The organism is Enterobacter sp. MGH 24 (assembly GCF_000493015.1).
Lineage (GTDB): Bacteria > Pseudomonadota > Gammaproteobacteria > Enterobacterales > Enterobacteriaceae > Enterobacter.
In genome coordinates this window covers 4,048,180-4,069,249 of the sequence record NZ_KI535657.1, presented here as the reverse complement: position 1 = coordinate 4,069,249, position 21,070 = coordinate 4,048,180, and the positions used below count along the sequence as shown (strand labels likewise).

22 protein-coding genes are annotated in these 21,070 nt (G+C 51.9%); 13 read left to right on the top strand and 9 right to left on the bottom strand.

What is annotated here, in order from left to right:
- Positions 1-446 precede the first annotated feature (446 nt).
- The gene (gene tdk / locus L370_RS02920) at positions 447-1,061 is read left to right on the top strand and encodes a thymidine kinase (RefSeq protein WP_023335977.1); all 615 of its coding nucleotides are present in this window, start codon (positions 447-449) and stop codon (positions 1,059-1,061) included.
- Between the two features lie 65 nt (positions 1,062-1,126).
- Here the strand turns inward: tdk and adhE are convergent, their stop codons facing one another.
- Positions 1,127-3,805 (bottom strand): bifunctional acetaldehyde-CoA/alcohol dehydrogenase, encoded by a 2,679-nt coding sequence (adhE, locus tag L370_RS02925; protein ID WP_023335976.1) that lies wholly within the window; start codon positions 3,803-3,805, stop codon positions 1,127-1,129.
- Positions 3,806-4,283: 478 nt separating this feature from the next.
- Between adhE and L370_RS02930 the strand changes: the two genes are divergently transcribed.
- The 7 genes from L370_RS02930 (at position 4,284) to L370_RS02960 (ending at position 12,171) form a co-directional block, all read left to right on the top strand.
- A complete protein-coding gene (locus L370_RS02930; RefSeq protein ID WP_023335975.1) occupies positions 4,284-4,931 on the top strand; it encodes a YchE family NAAT transporter in 648 nt (215 codons plus the stop codon).
- A 770-nt stretch (positions 4,932-5,701) separates the two neighbouring features.
- On the top strand, positions 5,702-7,333 hold the full coding sequence (gene oppA, locus L370_RS02935) for an oligopeptide ABC transporter substrate-binding protein OppA (protein WP_023335974.1): 1,632 nt from the start codon (positions 5,702-5,704) through the stop codon (positions 7,331-7,333).
- An 84-nt stretch (positions 7,334-7,417) separates the two neighbouring features.
- A complete protein-coding gene (gene oppB, locus L370_RS02940; RefSeq protein ID WP_008502786.1) occupies positions 7,418-8,338 on the top strand; it encodes an oligopeptide ABC transporter permease OppB in 921 nt (306 codons plus the stop codon).
- 14 nt (positions 8,339-8,352) lie between these two features.
- Positions 8,353-9,261 carry an oligopeptide ABC transporter permease OppC gene (gene oppC, locus L370_RS02945; protein WP_023312096.1) on the top strand — a complete coding sequence of 303 codons (909 nt, stop codon included), beginning with the start codon at positions 8,353-8,355 and terminating at the stop codon, positions 9,259-9,261.
- A gap of 11 nt (positions 9,262-9,272) precedes the next feature.
- Positions 9,273-10,286 carry an ABC transporter ATP-binding protein gene (locus tag L370_RS02950; RefSeq protein WP_023335973.1) on the top strand — a complete coding sequence of 338 codons (1,014 nt, stop codon included), beginning with the start codon at positions 9,273-9,275 and terminating at the stop codon, positions 10,284-10,286.
- Positions 10,283-11,287, top strand: coding sequence for a murein tripeptide/oligopeptide ABC transporter ATP-binding protein OppF (gene oppF, locus L370_RS02955; RefSeq protein WP_023335972.1), 1,005 nt, complete (start codon positions 10,283-10,285; stop codon positions 11,285-11,287). The genes L370_RS02950 and oppF overlap by 4 nt, the downstream gene beginning before the upstream one ends.
- 14 nt (positions 11,288-11,301) lie before the next feature.
- Positions 11,302-12,171 (top strand): ion transporter, encoded by an 870-nt coding sequence (locus L370_RS02960; RefSeq protein ID WP_023335971.1) that lies wholly within the window; start codon positions 11,302-11,304, stop codon positions 12,169-12,171.
- Between the two features lie 31 nt (positions 12,172-12,202).
- On the opposite strand, the gene L370_RS02965 is transcribed toward L370_RS02960, so the two are convergent.
- Together L370_RS02965 and cls are read right to left on the bottom strand one after the other, a co-directional pair.
- Positions 12,203-12,532 carry an HI1450 family dsDNA-mimic protein gene (locus tag L370_RS02965; RefSeq protein ID WP_006810881.1) on the bottom strand — a complete coding sequence of 110 codons (330 nt, stop codon included), beginning with the start codon at positions 12,530-12,532 and terminating at the stop codon, positions 12,203-12,205.
- Between the two features lie 33 nt (positions 12,533-12,565).
- Positions 12,566-14,026 (bottom strand): cardiolipin synthase, encoded by a 1,461-nt coding sequence (gene cls / locus L370_RS02970; RefSeq protein ID WP_023335970.1) that lies wholly within the window; start codon positions 14,024-14,026, stop codon positions 12,566-12,568.
- 158 nt (positions 14,027-14,184) lie between these two features.
- Here cls and L370_RS23505 point away from each other — a divergent pair, with 158 nt between their 5' ends.
- The 3 genes from L370_RS23505 to L370_RS02980 all read left to right on the top strand — a co-directional run bounded on the left by L370_RS23505 (position 14,185) and on the right by L370_RS02980 (position 16,151).
- Positions 14,185-14,358 (top strand): YciY family protein, encoded by a 174-nt coding sequence (locus L370_RS23505; RefSeq protein WP_086379783.1) that lies wholly within the window; start codon positions 14,185-14,187, stop codon positions 14,356-14,358.
- A 108-nt stretch (positions 14,359-14,466) separates the two neighbouring features.
- Complete coding sequence (gene leuE, locus L370_RS02975; RefSeq protein WP_023335969.1) at positions 14,467-15,102, top strand: leucine efflux protein LeuE; 636 nt, start codon at positions 14,467-14,469, stop codon at positions 15,100-15,102.
- A 95-nt stretch (positions 15,103-15,197) separates the two neighbouring features.
- A complete protein-coding gene (locus L370_RS02980) occupies positions 15,198-16,151 on the top strand; it encodes a bifunctional helix-turn-helix transcriptional regulator/GNAT family N-acetyltransferase (RefSeq protein ID WP_023335968.1) in 954 nt (317 codons plus the stop codon).
- A gap of 40 nt (positions 16,152-16,191) precedes the next feature.
- Here L370_RS02980 and L370_RS02985 read toward each other — a convergent pair whose 3' ends face one another.
- Complete coding sequence (locus tag L370_RS02985; RefSeq protein ID WP_023327637.1) at positions 16,192-16,488, bottom strand: YciI family protein; 297 nt, start codon at positions 16,486-16,488, stop codon at positions 16,192-16,194.
- Positions 16,489-16,708: 220 nt separating this feature from the next.
- On the opposite strand from L370_RS02985, the gene tonB reads away from it, so the two are divergent.
- Positions 16,709-17,425 carry a TonB system transport protein TonB gene (tonB, locus tag L370_RS02990; RefSeq protein WP_032666618.1) on the top strand — a complete coding sequence of 239 codons (717 nt, stop codon included), beginning with the start codon at positions 16,709-16,711 and terminating at the stop codon, positions 17,423-17,425.
- Positions 17,426-17,464: 39 nt separating this feature from the next.
- Here tonB and yciA read toward each other — a convergent pair whose 3' ends face one another.
- The 4 genes from yciA to L370_RS03010 form a co-directional block, all read right to left on the bottom strand.
- The gene (gene yciA / locus L370_RS02995) at positions 17,465-17,860 is read right to left on the bottom strand and encodes an acyl-CoA thioester hydrolase YciA (RefSeq protein ID WP_023335966.1); all 396 of its coding nucleotides are present in this window, start codon (positions 17,858-17,860) and stop codon (positions 17,465-17,467) included.
- 104 nt (positions 17,861-17,964) lie between these two features.
- Entirely contained in the window at positions 17,965-18,504 is a 540-nt protein-coding gene (locus tag L370_RS03000; protein ID WP_023312088.1) for a septation protein A, read from the bottom strand.
- Between the two features lie 56 nt (positions 18,505-18,560).
- Complete coding sequence (locus L370_RS03005; protein ID WP_023335965.1) at positions 18,561-19,304, bottom strand: YciC family protein; 744 nt, start codon at positions 19,302-19,304, stop codon at positions 18,561-18,563.
- Positions 19,305-19,329: 25 nt separating this feature from the next.
- Positions 19,330-19,734 carry a YkgJ family cysteine cluster protein gene (locus tag L370_RS03010; protein ID WP_023335964.1) on the bottom strand — a complete coding sequence of 135 codons (405 nt, stop codon included), beginning with the start codon at positions 19,732-19,734 and terminating at the stop codon, positions 19,330-19,332.
- A gap of 282 nt (positions 19,735-20,016) precedes the next feature.
- On the opposite strand from L370_RS03010, the gene ompW reads away from it, so the two are divergent.
- Positions 20,017-20,649 carry an outer membrane protein OmpW gene (gene ompW / locus L370_RS03015; RefSeq protein ID WP_023335963.1) on the top strand — a complete coding sequence of 211 codons (633 nt, stop codon included), beginning with the start codon at positions 20,017-20,019 and terminating at the stop codon, positions 20,647-20,649.
- A 46-nt stretch (positions 20,650-20,695) separates the two neighbouring features.
- Here ompW and L370_RS0122175 read toward each other — a convergent pair whose 3' ends face one another.
- The gene (locus tag L370_RS0122175) at positions 20,696-21,034 is read right to left on the bottom strand and encodes a hypothetical protein (RefSeq protein ID WP_032666617.1); all 339 of its coding nucleotides are present in this window, start codon (positions 21,032-21,034) and stop codon (positions 20,696-20,698) included.
- Positions 21,035-21,070 lie beyond the last annotated feature (36 nt).

Sequence of the window (21,070 nt, the reverse complement as noted above, 5' to 3'; positions counted from 1 at the left end):
CTAAATAATGCCGCTATTATTAATTACGCTAACTTAAATTTCATCACCCGACAGTCTCGCTTGTTATCACGTAAACCTGCTTAACCCGGCCGATTGCATCTTTTTTTTGTGACATTTACCGCAGGAATTATAGTTGCGGCGGATAAATATCAGCCTTTTGTATTAGTTCCCACCCGTGATGTTAAGACTGAAATAGTTAATAAATAGTGAATTTTAATGAACGGTGATTCCACTATAAAAAGAAGTGTTATGTTTGGCTGAGCTTATAACATATTGGCTTTGCTGAATGCGTTTACTTCATGTTTTAACGGGTTATTTTCGAAAACAGAAGGTTCTGAACTCAGCGTTGAACCGCGTCCTCTGTGCGCTGTATCGCTGATGACCAGACAAAATATGGTACAATGACTCATCGGGAATATTACACATTGATTAGGGTTTTACGGCCAATGGCACAACTTTATTTCTACTATTCGGCGATGAATGCCGGTAAATCCACCGCGTTGCTGCAATCCTCGTACAATTACCAGGAGCGTGGGATGCGTACCGTTGTTTATACGGCTGAAATTGACGATCGCTTTGGCGCAGGGAAGGTGAGCTCCAGAATAGGGCTCTCGTCGCCTGCCAGACTGTTTAATCCGAAAACCGATCTGTTTGAAGACATTCGCACAGAACATGCTGCTCAGCCCATTCACTGCGTCCTGGTAGATGAGAGCCAGTTTCTGACGCGTGAACAGGTTCACGCCCTTTCAGAGGTGGTTGATGAGCTCGATATCCCGGTGCTTTGTTACGGGCTGCGCACGGATTTCCGTGGGGAGCTCTTTGCAGGGAGTCAGTATTTGCTTGCCTGGTCGGATAAACTCGTCGAGCTAAAAACTATCTGCTTCTGCGGTCGCAAAGCCAGCATGGTGCTTCGTCTCGACCAGGCTGGAAAACCTTATGCGGATGGTGAGCAGGTAGTGATAGGCGGTAATGAACGCTATGTATCGGTCTGCCGTAAGCATTATAAAGAAGCGTTGTCTGTAGGCTCGCTGACGGCGATTCAGCACGACAACAGGAAATAACGTAAGCCTTGTTATCCAGACATAAAAAAACCCGCCATAAAGGCGGGTTTTTCATTTGCTGTCAGTTAAGCGCTTTTCTTCGCTTTCTTGTCAGCTTTGATGACAGGAACGTCTGTTTTCACAGCAGTAACGTCATTTTCTTTGAACTCACGACCGTAGAAGGTATCCAGCAGAATCTGTTTCAGCTCGGAGATCAGTGGGTAGCGCGGGTTAGCACCAGTACACTGGTCATCAAATGCGTCTTCAGACAGCTTATCTACGTGAGCGAGGAAGTCAGCTTCCTGAACGCCCGCTTCACGGATGGATTTAGGAATACCCAGTTCAGCTTTCAGGCTTTCCAGCCATGCCAGCAGTTTCTCAATCTTCGCAGCAGTACGGTCGCCCGGTGCGCTCAGACCAAGGTGGTCTGCAATTTCAGCATAACGACGACGTGCTTGCGGACGGTCGTACTGGCTGAAAGCAGTCTGCTTGGTTGGGTTGTCGTTAGCGTTATAACGGATAACGTTGCTGATCAACAGGGCGTTCGCCAGACCGTGAGGAATGTGGAACTGAGAACCCAGCTTGTGCGCCATAGAGTGGCAAACACCCAGGAAGGCGTTCGCAAACGCGATACCGGCGATGGTTGCTGCACTGTGAACGCGTTCACGTGCTACCGGGTTTTTAGACCCTTCGTTGTAGGACGCTGGCAGGTTTTCTTTCAGCAGTTTCAGAGCCTGCAGAGCCTGACCGTCAGAGAACTCAGACGCCAGTACAGAAACGTAGGCTTCCAGGGCGTGAGTTACCGCATCCAGACCACCGAACGCACACAGTGACTTCGGCATTTCCATGACCAGGTTCGCATCAACGATAGCCATGTCTGGGGTCAGAGCATAGTCAGCCAGTGGGTATTTCTGACCTGTTGCATCGTCTGTTACAACCGCGAATGGTGTTACTTCTGAACCGGTACCGGAAGTGGTGGTGACCGCGATCATTTTCGCTTTTACGCCCATTTTCGGGAACTTGTAGATACGTTTACGGATGTCCATAAAGCGCAGCGCCAGTTCTTCGAAGTGGGTTTCAGGATGCTCGTACATGACCCACATGATTTTCGCGGCGTCCATTGGGGAACCACCACCCAGTGCGATAATCACATCTGGTTTGAAGGAGTTAGCCAGCTCAGCACCTTTACGCACAACGCTCAGGGTAGGGTCAGCTTCAACTTCAAAGAACACTTCAGTCTCAACGCCAGCCGCTTTCAGCACAGAGGTGATCTGGTCAGCGTAGCCGTTGTTGAACAGGAAACGGTCAGTCACGATGAGCGCACGTTTGTGGCCATCAGTAATCACTTCATCCAGCGCGATTGGCAGTGAGCCACGGCGGAAGTAGATAGATTTCGGAAGTTTGTGCCACAACATGTTTTCAGCTCGCTTAGCAACGGTTTTCTTGTTGATCAGGTGTTTTGGACCAACGTTTTCAGAGATGGAGTTACCACCCCAGGAACCACAACCCAGAGTCAGGGAAGGTGCGAGTTTAAAGTTGTACAGGTCACCGATACCACCCTGAGAAGCAGGGGTGTTAATCAGGATACGTGCAGTTTTCATCATCTGACCGAAGTGAGCAACACGCTCTGGCTGGTTATCCTGGTCGGTGTACAGACAAGAGGTGTGACCGATACCGCCCATAGCAACCAGCTTCTCGGCTTTCTCTACCGCGTCTTCGAAATCTTTCGCACGGTACATGGCAAGCGTTGGAGACAGTTTTTCGTGTGCAAACGGCTCGCTTTCGTCGACAACTTTTACTTCACCGATCAGAATTTTGGTTGTTGCCGGAACGGTAAAGCCTGCGAGTTCAGCAATTTTGTACGCTGGCTGACCCACGATAGCGGCGTTCAGCGCGCCATTTTTCAGGATGATGTCCTGAACCGCTTTCAGCTCTTTGCCCTGCAGCAGGTAGCCGCCGTGGCTGGCGAAACGTTCGCGAACCGCATCGTACACGGAATCGACAACAACAACAGACTGTTCAGATGCACAGATCACGCCGTTATCGAAGGTTTTAGACATCAGTACAGACGCAACGGCACGTTTGATGTCAGCGGTTTCGTCGATAACAACAGGGGTGTTACCCGCACCCACACCGATAGCTGGTTTACCGGAGCTGTATGCGGCTTTAACCATGCCAGGACCACCGGTCGCCAGGATCAGGTTAATGTCTGGGTGATGCATCAGCGCATTGGAAAGCTCAACGGAAGGTTGGTCGATCCAGCCAATCAGATCTTTTGGTGCGCCAGCCGCGATCGCCGCCTGCAGGACAATATCCGCAGCTTTGTTAGTCGCGTCTTTCGCACGTGGATGTGGAGAGAAGATGATTGCGTTACGGGTCTTCAGGCTAATCAGTGATTTGAAGATAGCAGTAGACGTTGGGTTAGTTGTCGGAACAATACCGCAGATGATGCCGATAGGTTCAGCGATGGTGATGGTACCGAAGGTGTCGTCTTCGGACAGCACGCCACAGGTTTTCTCATCTTTATAGGCGTTGTAGATATACTCGGAAGCGAAGTGGTTTTTAATCACTTTATCTTCCACGATACCCATGCCGGATTCGGCAACGGCCATTTTAGCGAGAGGGATTCGAGCATCTGCAGCAGCCAGTGCGGCCGCGCGGAAGATTTTATCAACCTGTTCTTGGGTGAAATTGGCATATTCACGCTGGGCTTTTTTAACGCGCTCGACGAGGGCGTTCAGTTCAGCGATATTAGTAACAGCCATAATGCTCTCCTGATAATGTTTAAACTCTTTTAGTAAACCAGCGCTCGATACGTCAGACAGTATAGACAGAGCCGATACGACTTGCGTAACACAAAGTAAAACAAAGAGTTACTTTCTGCGTCAGCACACTAATTTACTAAAAGAGCCTTACCTTAGCATCATCCCTTTTTGTCAGGCGATCTCCCTGGGGGCGTAACCAAGATTACTCACTTCTGAGTACGGAAATCATGATCTGTGTCAATTTTCTCCTAAGCTGATACCTTTCAGCAGGGTTATTTTGTGCTGATTTTTCCAGTGTTAAATAATTACGTAAGTATTGGAAGCGACGCTATCATTGATTATACATATGTTTAACATCCTGAAATGATAACGTTTTGGTACAGATTTCAAGTGAAGTATGCTGATAAAAAGGGTATCTTCAGCGCGATTTCTCACAACAAATTGTCAGTCCCGGGCATGTGTATAAGCGGAGCAAAACGTGATCCAAACGCTCTTTGATTTTCCAACGTATTTTAAATTTTTTATTGGTTTGTTTGCCCTGGTCAACCCGGTGGGGATCATTCCTGTTTTCATTAGTATGACGAGTTACCAGACGGCGGCGGCCAGGAATAAGACCAACCTCACCGCTAACCTGTCAGTGGCTATCATATTGCTCACCTCCCTTTTTTTGGGTGATGCCATTCTCCAGCTCTTCGGAATTTCGATTGACTCTTTCCGCATTGCGGGTGGGATCCTGGTCGTGACCATCGCGATGTCCATGATCAGCGGTAAGCTGGGCGAGGATAAACAGAACAAGCAGGAGAAGTCAGAAACCGCCATCCGCGAAAGTATTGGCGTAGTACCGCTGGCCTTACCGCTGATGGCTGGCCCTGGCGCAATCAGTTCAACGATTGTCTGGGGCACGCGTTACCATAGCCTGATGCACCTGATTGGTTTTTCCATCGCCATTGCGCTTTTCGCGCTCTGCTGTTGGGGCGTATTCCGCATGGCACCCTGGCTGGTGCGCCTGTTGGGGCAGACGGGCATTAACGTCATAACGCGTATCATGGGCCTGCTGTTGATGGCGTTGGGGATTGAATTCATCGTCACGGGTATTAAAAGCATTTTCCCCGGTTTGCTGCATTGATATTTCGTATGAAAGAACGGAGCAACGGCTCCGTTTTTTTACATCATTATCAGTAAATCCTATAACTAAAGTTGAAATGCTCACATATCATAATAAATTCTACTAATAATGTTCATTGCTTGTATTTCAACAAGTTATTAATTCCCGCCAAACCCGCCTGCGCAGAAAACCTTCGATCGAACTGTTATTTTACTCACATGATACTCTGGGGCTTGCTGAGAGATAACCGAAATGATATTAGTAAATTCAACATTCCCCTAGATGAATGTGCTAAATAATAACCAGTTGTTAAATTTTTGTACAAAATCACTCGATGATAGCGCAGCGACGCGCTTGTAGAGAAAAAAATCTCTATCTTATTGAATATCATGTTTTTTTAGTGATGTTCAATGTCCGGCAGGGCTGCCCTCAACGATACGATACTCACCGTAAAAGAGAATTGCTTAACAAATTTGCAAAATGTATTGGCGCGGGTTTACGCCATTTGATACTTTCCGGCCTAATATTTTGCAGCATAAAACAATCAGATGAGAATTATTTTCATATGGTTCTCTTCTCAGATATCCAGTGCAGGTCTCAAACAGGGGAGGCCTGTAAAGAATCGACGCAAGACGGCCATACGAGCGGTCAGTAATAAAAAAGTCGGTGATAGCAAGCAGTAAAAGAAGAACCTGACAGCAGCAAAAAAAACTCCTGCGCTGTACAGGCCCCAACAGGGGATTACACAGCTGGCGAAGGCCAGTCATTATAATGAGTGGAGTACCAACACAATGTCCATCATCACAAAAAAAAATCTGGTAGCGGCGGGGATTTTAACTGCGCTAATCGCGGGAAACGCTGCAATGGCTGCGGACGTTCCTGCTGGTGTTCAACTGGCGGAGAAGCAGACGCTGGTGCGTAACAACGGTGCGGAAGTTCAGTCTCTTGACCCGCACAAAATTGAAGGTGTTCCTGAGTCTAACGTTAACCGCGACCTGTTCGAAGGCCTGCTGGTGACAGACGTAGACGGCCACCCGGCGCCGGGTGTGGCAGAAAAATGGGAAAACAAAGATTTCAAAGTCTGGACCTTCCATCTGCGTAAAGATGCGAAATGGTCCGACGGTACGCCGGTCACGGCCGAAGATTTCGTTTATAGCTGGCAGCGTCTTGCGAATCCAACGACCGCCTCTCCGTATGCGAGCTACCTGCAATATGGCCACATCGCCAATATTGATGACATCATCGCGGGCAAAAAACCGATCACCGATCTGGGCGTTAAAGCGATCGATGCCAATACCTTCGAAGTCACGTTGAGCGAACCTGTTCCGTACTTCTATAAGCTGCTGGTTCACCCGTCCGTCTCCCCGGTACCAAAATCTGCCGTGGAAAAATTTGGTGAGAAATGGACGCAGCCTGCCAATATCGTCACCAACGGTGCCTATAAGCTGAAAGACTGGGTGGTCAACGAACGTATGGTGCTTGACCGTAACCCACAGTATTGGGATAACGCGAAAACCGTCATTGACCAGGTGACCTACCTGCCAATTTCGTCCGAAGTGACGGATGTTAACCGCTACCGCAGCGGTGAAATCGACATGACCTATAACAACATGCCGATTGAACTGTTCCAGAAACTGAAAAAAGAGATCCCTAAAGAAGTTCACGTCGATCCGTACCTGTGCACCTATTACTATGAAATCAACAACCAGAAAGCACCGTTCACCGACGTACGTGTCCGTACCGCGCTGAAGCTGGCACTGGATCGCGATATCATCGTGAACAAAGTGAAAAACCAGGGCGATCTGCCGGCGTACAGCTATACCCCGCCGTACACCGATGGCGCAAAACTGACCGAGCCAGACTGGTTCAAACAGACTCAAGAACAGCGTAACGCAGAAGCGAAGAAACTGCTGGCCGAAGCGGGCTACACCGCTGATAAGCCGCTGACCTTCAGCCTGCTGTACAACACTTCCGATCTGCACAAAAAACTGGCTATCGCCGTCGCCTCCATCTGGAAAAAGAACCTGGGCGCGAATGTGAAGCTGGAGAACCAGGAGTGGAAAACCTTCCTCGACAGCCGTCATCAGGGCACCTTTGACGTGGCGCGTGCAGGCTGGTGTGCGGACTATAACGAACCGACCTCCTTCCTGAACACCATGCTGAGCGACAGCTCGAACAACACCGCGCACTATAAGAGCCCGGCGTTCGACAAGCTGATTGGCGACACGCTGAAAACGACTGACGAAGCGCAGCGTACAGAACTGTACTCTAAGGCCGAGCAGCAGCTGGATAAAGATTCCGCGATCGTTCCGGTTTACTACTACGTTAACGCCCGTCTGGTGAAACCGTGGGTAGGTGGATATACCGGTAAAGACCCGATGGATAATATCTACGTTAAAAACTTGTATATTATCAAGCATTAATGGCAATGAGTGGGGCGGGCGAGCTCGCCCCACGGTGTCTAACCAACGTCACATAATATAGGCACACGCCAGAAGGTACGGGCAATGTTGAAATTTATCCTACGTCGCTGTCTTGAAGCGATTCCAACGCTATTTATTCTCATCACGATTTCCTTCTTCATGATGCGCCTTGCGCCGGGTAGTCCATTTACCGGTGAGCGTACGCTGCCGCCTGAAGTCATGGCGAATATCGAAGCGAAATACCACTTAAACGATCCTATCTCCACCCAGTACTTCAATTATCTGAAGCAGCTGGCTCACGGCGATTTTGGACCGTCATTTAAATATAAAGACTATTCCGTTAACGACCTGGTTGCGTCCAGCTTCCCGGTTTCGGCTAAGTTGGGTGCTGCGGCATTCATTCTGGCCATCGTTTTCGGCGTCACCGCAGGCGTTATCGCCGCGCTCAGACAAAATACCAAATGGGATTATGCCGTAATGGGGGTGGCAATGACCGGGGTAGTCATACCCAGCTTCGTTGTCGCGCCATTACTGGTGATGATATTTGCCATCACGCTGAAGTGGCTGCCTGGCGGCGGCTGGAACGGCGGGGCATTGAAGTTCATGATTTTGCCGATGGTGGCATTATCTCTGGCGTACATCGCAAGTATCGCGCGTATCACCCGTGGTTCAATGATCGAAGTGCTGCACTCAAACTTCATTCGTACCGCGCGCGCTAAAGGGCTGCCGATGCGTCGGATTATCTTCCGCCATGCGCTCAAACCGGCGCTGTTGCCTGTGCTCTCCTATATGGGACCGGCTTTTGTCGGGATCATCACCGGCTCTATGGTTATCGAAACAATCTACGGCCTGCCTGGCATTGGTCAGCTGTTCGTTAACGGCGCGCTCAACCGCGACTATTCGCTGGTACTGAGCCTGACGATTCTCGTCGGTGCGCTGACCATTCTCTTTAACGCTATCGTCGATGTGCTGTATGCCGTCATCGATCCGAAAATCCGTTACTAACGCTGGAGCACGCCATGATGTTGAGTAAGAAAAACAGCGAGGCGCTGGAAAACTTCAGTGAAAAACTGGAAGTAGAAGGTCGTAGCCTCTGGCAGGATGCGCGCCGTCGCTTTATGCACAACCGTGCAGCGGTTGCCAGTCTGGTTGTTCTGGTGATCATCGCGCTGTTTGTGACCCTGGCGCCGATGCTGTCGCAATTTACCTATTTCGACACCGACTGGGGCATGATGTCCAGCGCGCCGGATATGGAATCAGGCCACTATTTTGGCACGGACTCCTCAGGACGCGATCTGCTGGTGCGTGTCGCTATCGGAGGTCGTATCTCGCTGATGGTTGGTATTGCTGCCGCGCTGGTGGCGGTGATCGTGGGTACGCTCTACGGTTCACTTTCCGGCTATCTTGGCGGCAAAATTGATTCGGTAATGATGCGTCTGCTGGAAATCCTGAACTCCTTCCCGTTCATGTTCTTCGTCATCCTGCTGGTGACCTTCTTCGGCCAGAATATCCTGTTGATCTTCGTGGCCATCGGGATGGTGTCCTGGCTGGATATGGCGCGTATTGTTCGCGGCCAGACGCTGAGCCTTAAACGCAAAGAGTTTATCGAAGCCGCGCAGGTAGGCGGTGTATCCACCGGGAATATCGTGGTTCGCCATATCGTTCCTAACGTGCTGGGCGTGGTGGTGGTCTATGCCTCACTGCTGGTGCCAAGCATGATCCTCTTTGAATCTTTCCTGAGCTTCCTGGGGCTGGGTACACAAGAGCCACTGAGCAGCTGGGGCGCACTGCTGAGCGATGGCGCAAACTCGATGGAAGTTTCACCGTGGCTGCTGCTTTATCCGGCGGGTTTCCTGGTCGTCACCCTGTTTTGTTTTAACTTTATCGGCGATGGCCTGCGTGATGCCCTCGATCCGAAAGACCGTTAAGGAGCGCCGTCATGACAATTATTGAAACGGCCACTGCGCCACAGGTTCAACAGCAGAACAATCTTCTGCTGGATGTAAAAGACCTCCGCGTGACCTTTAAAACGCCGGACGGGGATGTTACCGCCGTCAACGATCTCAACTTCAACCTGCGCGCGGGTGAAACGCTGGGGATCGTAGGGGAATCCGGTTCCGGAAAATCCCAGACGGCCTTTGCGCTGATGGGGTTGCTGGCCGCTAACGGCGTGATTGGCGGCTCCGCTAAATTCAACGGTCGCGAAATCCTCAATCTGCCTGAGCACGAGCTGAACAAGCTGCGTGCCGAGCAGATCTCGATGATTTTCCAGGATCCGATGACCTCGCTGAACCCGTACATGCGCGTCGGCGAGCAGCTGATGGAAGTCCTGATGCTGCATAAAGGCCTGGGCAAAGCGGAAGCCTTTGAAGAGTCGGTCAAAATGCTGGATGCGGTGAAAATGCCGGAGGCGCGTAAGCGTATGCGCATGTTCCCGCACGAGTTTTCTGGCGGTATGCGTCAGCGCGTGATGATTGCGATGGCGCTGCTGTGTCGGCCAAAGCTGCTGATTGCCGATGAACCTACCACCGCGCTGGACGTTACCGTGCAGGCGCAAATCATGACCCTGTTGAACGAGCTGAAGCGTGAGTTCAACACGGCGATTATCATGATCACCCACGACCTGGGCGTGGTGGCCGGCATCTGTGACAAAGTGCTGGTGATGTACGCTGGTCGTACCATGGAATACGGCAAAGCGCGCGATGTCTTCTATCAGCCTGCGCACCCGTACTCCATTGGTCTGTTGAATGCGGTGCCGCGTCTGGATGCGGAAGGGGAATCTCTTCTCACCATTCCGGGCAACCCGCCAAACCTGCTGCGTCTGCCGAAAGGCTGTCCGTTCCAGCCGCGCTGCCCGCACGCGATGGAAATCTGCAACAGCGCTCCGCCGCTGGAAGAGTTTGCACCAGGCCGTCTGCGCGCCTGCTTTAAGCCGCAGGAGGAGCTGGTATGAACGCATTAGATGAAAAACGCAACGTGCTGCTCGAAATCGCTGACCTTAAAGTGCATTTCGACATCAAAGACGGCAAACAGTGGTTCTGGCAGCCGCCAAAGACCCTCAAAGCGGTGGACGGCGTCACGCTGCGCCTGTACGAAGGGGAAACTCTGGGCGTGGTGGGAGAGTCCGGCTGCGGTAAATCGACCTTCGCGCGAGCCATTATTGGTCTGGTAAAAGCCACCGACGGAAAAGTGGCCTGGCTGGGCAAAGATCTGCTGGGCATGAAACCCGACGAGTGGCGCGCGGTGCGCAGCGATATCCAGATGATTTTCCAGGATCCGCTGGCGTCACTTAACCCGCGTATGACCATCGGCGAGATTATTGCCGAGCCGCTGCGGACCTATCATCCGAAGATGTCTCGTCAGGAAGTGCGCGATCGCGTTAAGGCGATGATGATGAAAGTCGGTCTGTTGCCTAACCTCATCAACCGCTATCCGCATGAATTCTCAGGCGGTCAGTGCCAGCGTATTGGTATTGCCCGTGCGCTGATCCTCGAACCGAAGCTGATTATCTGCGATGAGCCGGTTTCCGCGCTGGACGTCTCCATTCAGGCGCAGGTGGTTAACCTGCTGCAGAAGCTGCAGCGCGAAATGGGGCTGTCGCTGATCTTCATCGCGCATGACCTGGCCGTGGTGAAACACATCTCTGACCGCGTGCTGGTAATGTACCTGGGTCATGCGGTGGAGTTGGGCACCTATGACGAGGTGTACCACAATCCATTGCACCCATACACCAGAGCGCTGATGTCCGCAGTGCCGATCCCCGATCCCGATCTGGAGAAAAATAAAACCATCCAGCTTCTGGAAGGGGAATTACCCTCACCGATTAACCCGCCGTCGGGCTGCGTCTTCCGCACCCGCTGCCCAATGGCCGGGCCGGAATGTGCAAAAACGCGACCGGTTCTTGAAGGTAGTTTCCGACATGCGGTTTCCTGCCTGAAAGTAGACCCGTTATAATCGCAAGGGCTGACATGATGTCAGCCCTTATTTTTTGCGAGGTTACTGTGTCGCGTGTATTCACGTTAGCCCGTCGGCGGCTATATCATTTTTTATTCGATCCTGAAACGGTATCCGGGCGACGCTTCGAAGGTCTTTGCGGTTTATTTGCGCTCCTCAGCGTGGTTGTCATCTTTATTGAATCCGGTGCCGGGACGCAATACCACCTGACGTTTGACGAATGGCATATCTTTGTCTGGCTTGAACTGGCGATTACCCTGGTCTTTACCGCCGAATATCTCCTCAGAGTAATAGCCTGGCCCAACCCGGCCAGATATGTTTTCAGCTTCTGGGGATGTATTGATTTAGCCACCATCCTGCCGCTCTACGTGATGTGGCTGTGGCCGGAGATCAGCCTGAGCTATGTCTTTGCCTGGCGAGCGATGCGCGTGATTCGGGTATTACGTATTCTGAAATTACTGCGCTTTATGCCGTCATTACGCGTGTTCTGGAGTGCGATCGTCAGCGCGCGGCATCAGCTTATTTTGTTCTACTCGTTTATTGCCATCGTCATGATCGTTTTTGGCGCGCTGATGTATTTAATAGAAGGGTCCAAATATGGCTTCACGACGCTGAATGCCTCCGTTTACTGGGCGATAGTGACCGTGACGACCGTGGGGTATGGCGATATCACGCCCCACACGCCGCTGGGACGCATAGTTGCATCAGTATTGATTCTGATTGGTTATTCGGTGATTGCGATCCCGACGGGGCTGATAACCACGCACATGAGTAGTGCCTTTCAGAGTCGCAAGCAGCAGCGCAAATGTCCTCATTGCCAGCAGGGCGAGCATGAACACAGCGCGCGGTTTTGTTACCGCTGCGGCAGTGAATTGCCGGAGTAAATAAAAAAGGCTGCAATCGCAGCCTTTTCTATTATTCGCGCCAGAGTATATGACACAGCTTGTGGTCTTTCTCACGACACAGCAGGACGCGAGCGAAGATATCGTTAATTTCGCCGCCGTCTTCATCGGCCAGCCCAATCACCACTTCGGCAAAGAAGTCCGGATTCAGGTCGAAATCCACATGCTCAGCCCAGTCTTCTGAAGGGTCGAACAGTTCAGCGCCGCCGCGCTCTTCGAACTGCAGATTGAAGAGGATCACGTCTGCGGGATCGAGGTTATCAACCGCCAGTTCGAGAAAAATGTCATAGGCCTGCTCGAGCGTTTCGTCTTCGGTCAGGCGATTGTTCAGATCCATTTCCATGATGACTACCTGTTTAACATCGTTGGGCACGTTTTACAGCAACGGACTAAAGAAGTAAAACAGTCGTTCGGCAATTCTCTGCCACAGCGGACGTTTTACCCACAGTCTGGCATCCAGCAGCCGCGAGCGGGAGATATAGTCATCCTGCACCGCGGCGAGATCGCCGCCAAAGCCGGCATCGTCAATGACCAGCGTAATTTCAAAGTTTAGCCACAGGCTGCGCATATCCAGGTTGACCGTTCCCACAAGGCTCAGTTCACCGTCGACGAGAACGCTCTTGGTGTGGAGTAATCCGCCCTCAAACTGGTAAATTTTCACCCCGGCGGCCAGCAGTTCGCTAAAGAATGCCCGGCTGGCCCAGCCTACCAGTAGGGAGTCATTTTTGCGCGGCAAAATGATGCTCACATCGACACCGCGCTGCGCTGCGGTACAGATCGCGTGGAGGAGGTCGTCGCTGGGGACAAAGTAGGGCGTCGTCATGATCAGATATTCACGCGCTGAGTAGGTTGCCGTCAGCAGCGCCTGATGAATTAAGTCCTCCGGGAAGCCCGGCCCGGAAGCAATGGTATGAATAGTGTGACCACTGGCCTCTTCAAACGGCATTATATTGCCGTCCGGTGGAGGCGGCAGGATACGCTTGCCGGTTTCAATCTCCCAGTCGCAGGAATACACGATGCCCATCGAGGTGGCAATCGGCCCCTCCATTCGCGCCATCAAATCAACCCATTGACCTACCCCCGAGTCCTGTTTAAAGAAGCGCGGGTCAACCATATTCATGCTGCCGGTATAGGCAATATAGTTATCGATCATGATCATTTTGCGGTGCTGGCGGAGATCCATTCGGCGCAGAAACACGCGAAGGAGATTTACCTTCAATGCCTCAACCACCTCAATACCGGCATTGCGCATCATGCCCGCCCAGGGGCTGCGGAAAAATGCCACGCTGCCTGCAGAATCAAGCATCAGGCGGCAATGTATACCGCGACGCGCGGCGGCCATCAGCGACTCAGCGACCTGGTCAGCCATCCCGCCGGGCTGCCAGATATAAAAAACCATCTCGATATTATGACGAGCCAGCTGGATATCGCGGATTAACGCCTGCATGACGTCATCGGACGAGGTCAGCAGCTGCAGTTGATTGCCCTTAACGCCGCCAATCCCCTGACGGCGCTCGCACAGCTTAAACAGGGATGAGGCGACGCTGCTGTTCTCCTCGGCAAAGATATGTTTGCAGGCTTTAAGGTCGTGGAGCCACTTCGCGGTAGAGGGCCACATGGCACGGGCCCGTTCGGCGCGGCGTTTACCCAGATGTAGCTCGCCGAAAGAGAGATAGGCAATAATTCCCACCAGAGGGAGGATGTAGATTATCAGAAGCCAGGCCATGGCAGAGGGTACGGCTCTGCGCTTCATCAGGATGCGTAATGTCACACCCGCGATTAACAGCCAGTATCCCAAAATGACCAGCCAACTCACCACGGTGTAGAAGGTTGTCATAGGTAAAAAAATCCTTTTGAAAGCGTATTGTTATGAGTGTACGCATCAGGATTCATCTGGCAAATAAAAACGCCAGGTAAAAGCGCTGGTTTGCTGCCGGGTTGGGTTTATAATGGCCTCTCTTTTAGAGAAAAAGTGTTAGAGAAAGAGTTGTAGACATGAAGCGCAGTAGAACTGAAGTAGGGCGCTGGCGCATGTTGCGACAGGTGAGTCGTCGCAAAGCTCGTTGGCTGGAAGCACAATCCCGCCGCAATATGCGTATTCACGCCATCAGAAAATGTGGATTGACCAGGCACCGCAATGCGTTGCTGTTCGCAGTCCAGGATATCTGAAACCATGAGGGCACCGTAATGGTGCCCGCTGATTTTATAGCGTCTGATTTTTTGGGAATAGCGTATTTGCAGCGTTGTTCCAGTTGCGTTTAGCAAAAGGAGGGAGAAGTGTTTGCGGAGTTTGGCGTACTGAATTTCTGGACGTATGTTGTTGGCGCATTTTTTATCGTGCTGGTGCCAGGACCGAATACCCTGTTTGTGTTAAAAACCGGGATCGGACACGGCGTTAAAAAAGGGTATCTCGCCGCCACGGGCGTATTCATCGGCGATGCGGTGCTGATGTTTCTGGCCTGGGCGGGCGTCGCGGCATTAATTCAGACTACGCCGGTACTGTTTAATATCGTGCGCTATCTCGGGGCCTTCTATCTGCTCTGGCTGGGGGGCAAAATGCTCTGGTCGGTGGTGAACCGCCAGAAAAATGCCCATGAGAGCGGCCCTGAACCTGCCAGTATGATCATGAAACGTTCGCTGGTGTTAAGCCTGACCAACCCCAAAGCGATTCTTTTCTACGTATCGTTTTTCGTTCAGTTCATTGACGTGAATGCACAAAGTACCGGCACTTCTTTCCTGATCCTCGCGACGACGCTGGAGTTAATAAGCTTTACGTACATGAGCTTCCTGATTTTCTCAGGCGCCTTTGTCACACGTTATCTGAAAACCAAAAAGAAACTGGCAAAGGTGGGGAACGGTCTGATTGGGCTACTGTTTGTCGGGTTTGCGGCGAGGTTAGCGTCGCTGCATTGATGGTTAAAAAAGGCTCCTGAGGGAGCCTTTTTTATTATGTTTGACAATCCCTCATCATTTGGTTGTATAGTACAACTAAATGATGAGGACAGAACATGCACAGCGAAACCCCGGTAGTCAGTGTTATTCGACGTTCCTCGCGCCTGATGGTGCGAGAGTTAGGTTTTATGGCCTCGACCCTGGCCTCAACGAACTATTCGCCTTCGGCCGTCCATACCCTGGTCGAAATAGCCCTGCGCAAAGAGATGACGGCAAGCCAGCTGGTGCAGCTGCTGGGCCTGGAAAAGTCCAGCGTCAGCCGGATGCTGGCTCGCCTGATTGCCGCGGGTGAACTCGAGGAGGTGACTTCAACTGAAGATGCGAGAGCGAAGAGCCTCAGGCTGACCGCGAAAGGTCATGAGACCGTCAGTAAAATCAATACCTTTAGCAACGAGCGCGTGGTCTCAGCAATAAAGAGTCTTGCTCCTGCCCAACAGCAGACCATTTCTGAGGGACTCTCTCTTTACGCCAACGCGCTGCTGGCGTGCCGTGAAAAGACCAACGACACGCGCCCCGACGAGCTCACGATAGTGCAGGGGTACATTCCTGGGATGATTGGCCGTATCGCGGAGATGCACGGGGTCTATTACGCGCGCGAGCATCATTTTGGCCGTTTTTTTGAGGCCAAAGTGGCTACAGGGGTTACAGAATTTAGTGAGCGGTTGGATAAACCGTGCAATCAGATCTGGCTGGCGGTGATGAACGGCAGGATAGTGGGATCGGTGGCGATAGATGGCGAGGATTTAGCGCCGGGTGAAGCCCATCTTCGCTGGTTTATTCTTGACGATGGCTGCCGGGGACACGGGGTGGGGAAAAAACTGCTGACCGAAGCGATGCGCTTTTGTGACAGCGTTGGTTTCTCTGCCGTGCATCTCTGGACATTCAATAAGCTGACCGCCGCCCGGCGTCTGTACGAGTCGTTTGGGTTTAGGTTGGTAAAAGAGTGGGAAGGTGACCAGTGGGGAAGCCTGATTACAGAGCAGCAGTTTACCCGGCATAGAGACGCATAACCGCCGCAATAAAAAGGCTCCTTTCGGAGCCGCTTTGGTATCAGAACACTTTCTTATACGGTCTGACCGTCACTTTTGCATACACCCCCGCTGCAACGTAAGGGTCTGCGTCAGCCCAGGCCTGAGCGGCTTCCTGGGATTCAAACTCAGCAATCACAGTGGAACCGGCAAAACCGGCGGCGCCCGGATCGTTGCTGTCTACTGCTGGCATTGGGCCGGCGGTCAGTAAACGGCCTTCATCCTGGAGCAGCTGCAAACGTGCCAGATGCGCAGGGCGCACAGACTGGCGTTTTTCGAGCGAATCAGCAACATCTTCAGAGTAAATCACGTAAAACACGGCGAAGCTCCTTAACCGGTAAAAGTGTCAGTTACGTTATGTGAAAGGTCAAATGACTGCAATGTAAAATAAAAACAATGTTAATACCCTGATCTGACTGCGCCTTTTTTGGCCTCTCATGTGCGAAAGTTGCGCCAGAACAAAGTGTCTTATTGAATATGATTGCTATTTGCATTTAAAATCAGTGTTCGGTTTTTTAACGTTGATGATTATGACTTCGATGACCCTTGATTTACCTCGCCGCTTTCCCTGGCCGACGCTGCTTTCCGTCGTGATTCACGGTGCTGTTGTGGCGGGCTTGCTGTATACCTCGGTTCATCAGGTTATTGAAATGCCCGCGCCCGCGCAGCCGATTTCGGTGACGATGGTCTCGCCAGCGGATCTCGAACCGCCGCAGGCTGCACCTCCGCCACCGCAGCCGGTAGCTGAACCTGAGCCAGAGCCCGTTCCGGCGCCACCGAAGGAAGCGCCGGTGGTGATCCACAAGCCTGAACCGAAGCCAAAACCTAAGCCGAAGCCAAAGCCGGTGAAGAAGGTCGAGGAGCGTCCAAAACGCGAAGAACGTCCGGTTGAACCGCGCGCGACCCAGACGGTGGAGAATGCGGCGCCTTCGCGTCCGGTAATGAATAACACCGCAACAGCGCCTAAGCCGACAGTAAGTGCCCCTGCGGGCCCGCGCGCGCTGAGTCGCAATCAGCCTCAGTATCCGGCGCGAGCTCAGGCCTTGCGTATTGAAGGCCGCGTAAGGGTGAAATTTGACGTGACCGCGGATGGCCGCGTGGATAACGTGGAGATCTTGTCCGCTCAGCCTTCGAATATGTTTGAGCGCGAAGTGAAATCGGCGATGCGCAGATGGCGCTATGAAGCCGGAAAACCGGGCAGCGGTCTGATTGTGAATATTGTTTTCCGCCTGAATGGCGGGGCGCAGATGGAATAAAAAAAGCCTCCTGATGGAGGCTTTTTTTTTGCCTGTCGATCAGGCCTGCGGAAGTTGACGAGGTTTACCCTCGCTGTCCACGGCGACATAAATAAACAGCGCTTCGGTGGCCTTATAACGCTGTCCAATAGGTTCAGAAGAGACTTTCTTAACCCATACTTCGATGTTGATTGAAATAGAGGTGTTGCCGCGCTTTACGCAGCGCGCGTAACAGCAAACCACATCTCCCACCGCAACCGGGCGCAGGAAGGTCATGCCGTCAACCCTCACGGTGACCACGCGCCCGTGGGCAATCTCTTTTGCCAGAATTGCGCCGCCCATATCCATTTGCGACATCAGCCAGCCGCCAAAAATATCGCCATTGGCATTGGTGTCAGCGGGCATTGCCAGTGTGCGTAAAACCAGTTCGCCCTGAGGGGCGTTATTTGTTGTCATTGTTTTAACTCGTAACGGAAGACTTCAGGCGGGATGCTACTATGATTTCACAGCGGAGAGAATAGACCAGAACGCCTGTCGTTGACGTTCTGGTCAGTCATTAATCAGTGCTTGTCGTCTTGCGGCATGTGGCGATAGATGTATACGCCGCTTAACAGCGTGAAGATAAGCGTCAGCGCGGTCAGGCCGAAGACCTTAAAATTGACCCAGATATTCTGCGGCAGCCAGAAGGCAATATAGATATTGGCAAGACCACAGAGAATAAAGAAGACCGCCCAGGCGATATTCAGACGGGACCAGACTTCCTGAGGCAGCGTTAGCTCTTTGCCCAGCATGCGCTGGATAAGCGGCTTCTTCATGACCCACTGGCTAATTAACAATGCGCCCGCAAACAGCGCGTAAATAACCGTCACTTTCCACTTAATAAATTCATCATTGTGGAAGAACAGCGTAAGCCCGCCGAATACGGCGACCAGGACAAACGTTATCAGCGCCATTTTTTCGACTTTACGGTAGCGAACCCAGCTGTAGATCAGGACTACGGCGGTCGCAACGATCAGCGCAGTGGTCGCGGCATAAATGTCGTACAGCTTATAAAAAGCAAAAAAGACCACGAGCGGTAAAAAATCAAGAAACTGCTTCATTCTGTGATTCCATCTTCTGAGCGGGGCGGGGGACGGTGAAGTCCTCCGCCTCAGGATTACTGACGAATTAACATAAACAGGCGGAACAGATAGACCAGCAGTACCGCTGAAATTAGATTGCTCAGCGTATTCGCTACCACCGCGCCAACATTAGGCGTTAATACCGCAAAATTCGGTGCAAACAACAGCAGGAGCGTTTTGGCGAGCAGCCAGCCGATCACGGCGGGCGCTACCAGACGCATATTAGCCCATGCCAGTCTGATGCTGCTGCGCATCGCGGTAAAAATCCCCATTTTTTCCTGTACAACCATAACAGGCGCAAATGAGAGCACGATAGCCAGTAATACGCCCGGCACCACGACCAGCATAATCCCCATTTGCACCAGCAGGGTGGTTAAAAAGATCAGGATAAACAGCTTAGGTAGGACTGGCGCACTGGCACCAATCGCCCGTAAGGCGCTGACCCGGTGACCCGCCGAGACCAGTTGAATCATCAGCAAAACGCCGCCCGCCAGAACCGCATTACCAATCAGGCCTGAGAACGTTGACGCGGCAGACGCCCGCAGCAGAATTTGCTGCTGCTCCGGCGTCATGTTTTGCACCAGCTCAAATAGCCCCACGCTACCCGCAAGATGATCGCCCTGGCTCAGGCTGGCAATCTGTTCATCACTCGGTGAGAAGGCATGGCCCAGCACCACCGTGATAAAGGCACATAGCAACGCGATCAGTAAAAAGGTTATGAACTGATTGCGGAAAAAGTTTCCCGTGTCACGGTAGACAGACTTCGCCGTGATAGACATGCACTCTCCTTGAGTATTGCAGGTGTTAATTAGCCGGCAATTGTACACCGGATGCGCCTGCTGTGGCAGCATCAAGGCTTGTATGGAAAAGCATATCTTTGTAAAGCGGCGGTAATCCAACGCGCGCCCGGGCGCGATTGCAGGCTTCGTTGACCTGCCCATCTTCCCCGGACATGGCAAATTCCCGGCACGGGCTGGGCCGGTCCTCATAGATGGAACATCGGGTAGAGACCCCGGGCTCACCCTGTAGCGCCACGCAGCGAGCCTGTTTTTGGTTCGTGCCGCTCATGCAGCGCAAAAAGGGGGTTAACGGCTCAGTAAGATGAACCGGAACGGTACCGCCGCCATCGCTGGCTTCGGCCCAGTAGAAAGAGACTCGAAAATACGCACAACAGGCTCCGCACGTCATGCACGGGTTCATATCACTCATGGCACACCTGCAAAAGAAGAACGCATCAAATCAACTTGTGAGAGCGATAAATTATCCAGCCGCCAGAGGAAGAGCAAGAGGGGGAAAACGGAAAATTTTGTAACCGTGAAATGCCAAAAATTGACATGGAAACAACTTATCGCTTTTGAATGCGTAACAAAAAATTAATCCAGATCAATGAATGTTAAGTTACTGGTTTTAATGTGATCTGTGGCAGATCACTTATTACTCTTTTGTGAGTATATTCTCACCCGCGATTAAAACCACAACGATGGAGCGGATATGAAAAAATTAGCGGTGGCAGCCCTTGTATTAAGCAGTCTCTCTGGCGGCGCGTATGCGCATGAAGCAGGCGAATTCTTTATTCGTGCCGGTTCGGCTACGGTTCGCCCAACTGAAGGATCGGATAACGTGCTGGGAATGGGCGGGTTTAACGTCAGTAATAACACCCAGTTAGGTTTAACCTTTACCTATATGGCGACGGATAACGTTGGTGTTGAGCTTCTGGCTGCAACGCCATTCCGTCATCGTGTCGGTTTAGGGCCAACCGGCGATATCGCCACGGTTCACCATTTACCGCCAACGCTGATGGCGCAATGGTACTTTGGCGACTCAAGCAGCAAGGTGCGTCCTTATATTGGCGCCGGTGTGAACTACACCACCTTCTTTGACGAGAAGTTTAACGATACCGGTAAAGAGGCCGGTCTGACTGACCTCAGCCTGAAAGATTCGTGGGGTATGGCGGGGCAGGTCGGTCTGGATTATCTGATTAACCGCGACTGGCTGATCAACGCCTCGGTCTGGTACATGGATATTGATACGGACGTACGCTTCAAGGCGGGCGGTCAGCAGCAAAGTATCAATACGCGCCTGGATCCGTGGGTGTTTATGTTCTCTGCGGGTTATCGCTTCTGATCCGCCGTCAAACTGGCCACAGGGTGGCCAGTTTGCTTTGCTCACTTCAAAACGACGGATAAACCGGCCGCTCATCAAGCTTTACGCAGTGCCTCAGGATCTTTTCCCCATCATATAAATAGCTGAAAGCGTCGCTGGACAGGGAATGGAAGAGAATATCGCCGTTGGCAAACGGGATAATTTCGGTATCACCCGCACGTTTATGTCCCGCGCCGGTTTCAAAATGACCGCGCCATCGTTCCTGGGTATGGTCATAAACGTGCAGAATGACCTCTACAAGTCCTCTTTGCGGACAATTAAGGCGCAGGAAGGTAGAAGAGAAATTCAGGGACAGCGCATGGAAAGGAATTAATAAGGCGAAAACCAGTAAAGCTCGTAAATACATCAAACCGCGAAAACCTCCTTCAAAAGGGAAGTGAGA

Bases quoted from the DNA above. Each gene is read 5' to 3' on its own strand.
- cls (WP_023335970.1), bottom strand. From the start codon at position 14,026: ATGACAACCTTCTACACCGTGGTGAGTTGGCTGGTCATTTTGGGATAC.
- L370_RS02965 (WP_006810881.1), bottom strand. From the start codon at position 12,532: ATGGAAATGGATCTGAACAATCGCCTGACCGAAGACGAAACGCTCGAG.
- ompW (WP_023335963.1), top strand. From the start codon at position 20,017: ATGAAAAAATTAGCGGTGGCAGCCCTTGTATTAAGCAGTCTCTCTGGC.
- L370_RS02950 (WP_023335973.1), top strand. From the start codon at position 9,273: ATGACAATTATTGAAACGGCCACTGCGCCACAGGTTCAACAGCAGAAC.
- tdk (WP_023335977.1), top strand. From the start codon at position 447: ATGGCACAACTTTATTTCTACTATTCGGCGATGAATGCCGGTAAATCC.
- oppB (WP_008502786.1), top strand. From the start codon at position 7,418: ATGTTGAAATTTATCCTACGTCGCTGTCTTGAAGCGATTCCAACGCTA.
- tonB (WP_032666618.1), top strand. From the start codon at position 16,709: ATGACCCTTGATTTACCTCGCCGCTTTCCCTGGCCGACGCTGCTTTCC.
- L370_RS0122175 (WP_032666617.1), bottom strand. From the start codon at position 21,034: ATGTATTTACGAGCTTTACTGGTTTTCGCCTTATTAATTCCTTTCCAT.
- oppF (WP_023335972.1), top strand. From the start codon at position 10,283: ATGAACGCATTAGATGAAAAACGCAACGTGCTGCTCGAAATCGCTGAC.
- oppC (WP_023312096.1), top strand. From the start codon at position 8,353: ATGATGTTGAGTAAGAAAAACAGCGAGGCGCTGGAAAACTTCAGTGAA.
- adhE (WP_023335976.1), bottom strand. From the start codon at position 3,805: ATGGCTGTTACTAATATCGCTGAACTGAACGCCCTCGTCGAGCGCGTT.
- L370_RS03005 (WP_023335965.1), bottom strand. From the start codon at position 19,304: ATGTCTATCACGGCGAAGTCTGTCTACCGTGACACGGGAAACTTTTTC.
- L370_RS23505 (WP_086379783.1), top strand. From the start codon at position 14,185: ATGAAGCGCAGTAGAACTGAAGTAGGGCGCTGGCGCATGTTGCGACAG.
- oppA (WP_023335974.1), top strand. From the start codon at position 5,702: ATGTCCATCATCACAAAAAAAAATCTGGTAGCGGCGGGGATTTTAACT.
- L370_RS03000 (WP_023312088.1), bottom strand. From the start codon at position 18,504: ATGAAGCAGTTTCTTGATTTTTTACCGCTCGTGGTCTTTTTTGCTTTT.
- L370_RS02960 (WP_023335971.1), top strand. From the start codon at position 11,302: ATGATGTCAGCCCTTATTTTTTGCGAGGTTACTGTGTCGCGTGTATTC.
- L370_RS02980 (WP_023335968.1), top strand. From the start codon at position 15,198: ATGCACAGCGAAACCCCGGTAGTCAGTGTTATTCGACGTTCCTCGCGC.
- yciA (WP_023335966.1), bottom strand. From the start codon at position 17,860: ATGACAACAAATAACGCCCCTCAGGGCGAACTGGTTTTACGCACACTG.
- L370_RS03010 (WP_023335964.1), bottom strand. From the start codon at position 19,734: ATGAGTGATATGAACCCGTGCATGACGTGCGGAGCCTGTTGTGCGTAT.